A 3,896-nucleotide genomic window follows, 5' to 3' on the forward strand; every position below is an offset into this window, starting at 1 on the left:
GGCCCGGCCGAGCCCGTGCGCCAGGGCCTGCCAGGGGGCGGGGAGGTCGCCGCCGAGGATCTCGGCGGCCCCCCTGGTCACCGTGAGCAGCCTGGCCTCCGGCCGGTCCGTCAGGTCGCCGAGCGCCTGGACGGCCAGCATGAGGCTGTCGAACCCGAGCGCGACGGCCCTTCGCAGGCCGTCGTCACCGGGGAGACCACTGGGGAGACCGCCGGGGAGGCCGCCGGGGAGGCCGCCGGTCCCGGCGTCGAGGCTCCACAGGTGCGCGACGTGCACCGGCCCGTCGGACGGGGGCAGATCGGCGAAGGCGAGCGCGTAGTGGCCGGGGACGGCGGGGTCGAAGGTCAGGCGGCGGCCCTCGCGGCGCGGCGGTCCCTGGCCGGCGACCACTTCGAGCACGGGGGTGCCGGAGGCGGCGGCCAGGTCGGCGAGCGCGGCGCCCACGCCGCCGGAGTCGGCGAAGACCACGAGGGGGCCGGGCAGGCTCAGGCCGGTTTCGGGAACGTCCCGGTCCGGGTCCCGCCGCCAGGTGTGGGCGAAGGTGAAGTCGCCGGGTTCGGCGTCCCCGGCGACGCCGGGTCCGGCGGACGCGGCCGGAGCGCCCCCGGTGCCGTCCGGCGTGGTCTGCTCGGGCCAGAAGCGGGTGCGCTGGAAGGGGTAGGCGGGCAGGCTGAGCACCTCGCCGCCGCCTTCGCGGGTGCGCTCCCAGTTCACCTCGGCGCCGAGCTCCCACAGCCGGGCGCACGTCCTGAGCAGTTCCTCGTGCGCGTCTCGGGGCGTTCCGCCGGTCCAGCGGGGCGGCAGGGTGCCGAGCACGGCGACGGTGGAGCCACCGGCCAGGTTCTGCCTGACCAGCCCGCCGAGCGTCTGGCCGGGGCCCAGCTCGACGAACGCGTCCACGTCCTGGCTCAGGCAGTGGCGCACGCCGTCGGCGAAACGGACCGTGCTGACGAGCTGGTCGGCCCAGTAGGAGGTGCCGGTGGCCTGTTCGGCGGTGAGCGGAAGGCCGGTGAGGTTGGAGACGACGGGGACGGCCGGGGCCTGCCGCGGCACGGTGTCGAGCACGGCGGCGAGCTTCTCCCTGGCGGGCTGCAGCAGCCGGGAGTGGAAGGCGTGGGCGGAACGCAGCGGCCTGCGGGCGATGCCCGCCGCCGCCAGGGCGTCCGCCGCCGCCTCGATCTCGGCGGGGGACCCGCTCAGCACGGTCATCGAGGGGCCGTTGCCTGCGGCGACGTCCACGTCGACCCCGGCGTCGCCGAGCACGGAGGCGATGCGCTCCTCGGGCGCCGCGACGGCGAGCATCCGCCCGGCGGGCACCGCGTTGATCAGGTGCGCCCGTTCGACGATGACGTGCAGCGCGTCGTCCAGGGTGAAGACCCCGGCCAGGCAGGCGGCGACGTACTCGCCGAGGCTGTAGCCGATGAGCAGGTCCGGGGTGACGCCCCAGTGGCCGAGCAGCCGCGCCAGCGCGTACTCGGCGGTGAAGAGGAAGGGGTGGGCCACCTCGGCGTGATCCAGCGGGCCGGGCGCGGCGGACGCCTCGCCGGTACGGCCCATCAGGGAGGCCAGGTCACCGGAGCCGGCGGCGGCCTCCTCCTGAGGGAAGAACAGAGGTCGCAGGTCCGTGCCGGAGCGGCGCAGGACCAGGTCGGCGCAGGTGTCCACCGCCTCGGCGTACACCGGTTCCCTGGCGTACAGCTCCCTGCCCAGTCCTTCGTACTGGTCGCCGACGCCGGGGAGCAGGAACGCGACGCGGGGCCGGCCCTTCACCCGGTGGCCCTCCCCGCTCTCGGCGGCGACGGCGCGCAGCTCGCGTACGGCGTCGTCCGGACCGGCGCAGACCAGGACCCGGCGGTGGTCGAGTTCGGCCCGGCCGGTCTGCAGCGTGTGGGCGAGGTCGGTCACGGCCGCGCCGGGGTGGGCGTTCACCCAGCCGGCCAGCCGGGTGGCCTGCTCGCGTAACGCGGCGGCGCTGCCGGCCGACAGCGGCAGGAGATGGACGGTGTCGCGGGCGGGCGTCTCACGCGGGTCGGGCGGGGGCGCCTTCTCCAGGATCACGTGGGCGTTCGTGCCGGACAGCCCGAACGAGCTGACTCCGGCCAGGCCGGGCCCGTCGTGCTCCGGTGGCAGCGGTTCCAGGCCGGTGACGGGGCGGATGGCGCCGTTCTCGGGGAAGACGGTTGCCGGGTTGGTCAGGTGCAGACTGGACGGGATACGCCCATTTTTCAGGATTAACACTGATTTGATCAGTCCAGCCACTCCGGCCGCGGCCTGCGTGTGCCCGATGTTGGTCTTGATCGCGCCGACGCGGAGCGGCTGGTCGGGCGAACGGCGGCCGAACACGTCGTGCAGCGCCGACAGCTCGATGGCGTCCCCGAGACGGGTGCCGGAACCGTGCGCCTCCACGTACGCGACGTCGTCCGGGGAGACGCGGGCGGCGGCGAGCGCGCGGCCGATCACGTCGACCTGCGCGCGCCGGCTCGGCGCGGTGAGCCCGTTGCTCCGCCCGTCCTGGTTGACCGCCGACCCGCGCAGCACCGCATGGACGCGGCGGCCGTTGGCGAGGGCGCTGGACAGCCGTTCCAGCACGACCAGGCCGCCGCCCTCCCCCATGACGTAGCCGTCGGCGTTCTCGTCGAAGGTCTTGCACCGGCCGTCGGAGCACATCATCATGCCGGCGCACGCCTGGATGTAGAGGGACGGGTGCATGGTCAGCGAGGCGCCCGCCGCGATGGCCAGCTCGCACTCGCCCCTGCGCAGGCTCTCCGAGGCCAGGTGGACGGCGATCAGCGAGGAGGAGCAGGCGGTGTCGACCGTGATGGTGGGGCCGATGAGGTCGAACTGGTACGCGATGCGCCCGGCGGCGACGCTGGGCACCGACCCCTGGCCCAGGTAGGGGTCGGCGAGGGCGTCCCTGCCCTGCCGCTCGATCTGCAGCCGGCCGTACTGGAGGGTGTCCATGAGCCCGACCATCACGCCGGTGCGGCTGCCGGCCAGCCGCGAGGGCGACAGCCCGGCGTTCTCCAGGCCCTCCCACACCAGCTCCAGCAGCAGGCGCTGGTGGGGGTCCATGCGCAGCGCCTCGCGCGGGGACAGGCCGAAGAACTCGGCGTCCCAGCCGGCGATGTCCTCCAGGAACGTGCCGTACCTGGTGTAGATGCCGCCGGGGGTGCTCGGGTCGGGGTGGTAGTAGGCGTCGTTGTCCCAGCGGGACGACGGCACCTCGCGCACCGCGCTGCGGCCCTCGCTCAGCAGGTCCCACAGTCCCTCGACCGTGTCGCCGCCGCCGGGATAGCGGCAGGCCATGCCCACGATCGCGATGGGCTCGTGGGCGCGCTCCTCCACCTCGGCGAGCCGGCCGCGCGCCTGGGCCAGTTCGACCGTGGCGCGCTTGAGGTAGGCGCGGAGCTTGTCCTCAGTCCCCATCGTTCGTGCCTTTCCGGTCGAGGCGGTCATGGGTTCACAGCTCGTTGTCGATGAGGGCGAAGATCTCCTCGTCGGACGCGTCGTCGATCTTGTCCAGCACGCCGACGACGTCGTGCTGTCCGTTGCCGCCGAGCCTCGTGAGAGCGCTCTGGAGGAGGGTGGTGAGCCGGTCGCGCATGGCCTCCGCCTCCCCGTTGGCCGCGGCCAACAGGTCGTCCACCCGTTCCAGGGCCGTGCGCAGGGTGTCCTCGGCCGAAGGCGGCGCGGGGACGAGCACCCCGGTCAGGTAGCCCGAGAGCGAGCGGACCGTGGGCTGGTCGAAGACGAGGGTCGCGGGCAGCCGCAGCCCGGTGTCGGCGTTGAGCCGGTTGCGCAGTTCGACGGCCGTCAGCGAGTCGAAGCCGAGCTGGTTGAACGCCTGGTCCACGTCGACCTGGTCGGGGTCGCCGTGGGCGAGCACGGCGGCCACG

The 3,896-nt window shown here is 74.3% G+C and carries 2 protein-coding genes; both read right to left on the reverse strand.

Annotation, left to right across the window (positions count from 1 at the left end; all coding sequences use genetic code 11):
* On the reverse strand, positions 1-3,426 hold a 3,426-nt coding region (locus tag OUY22_RS36040; protein WP_270159802.1), incomplete at its 3' end, for a type I polyketide synthase.
* A 34-nt stretch (positions 3,427-3,460) separates the two neighbouring features.
* On the reverse strand, positions 3,461-3,896 hold a 436-nt coding region (locus tag OUY22_RS36045), incomplete at its 5' end, for an acyl carrier protein (protein ID WP_270159803.1).

Source organism: Nonomuraea corallina (assembly GCF_027620315.1).
In the GTDB taxonomy this organism is placed as follows: domain Bacteria; phylum Actinomycetota; class Actinomycetes; order Streptosporangiales; family Streptosporangiaceae; genus Nonomuraea; species Nonomuraea corallina.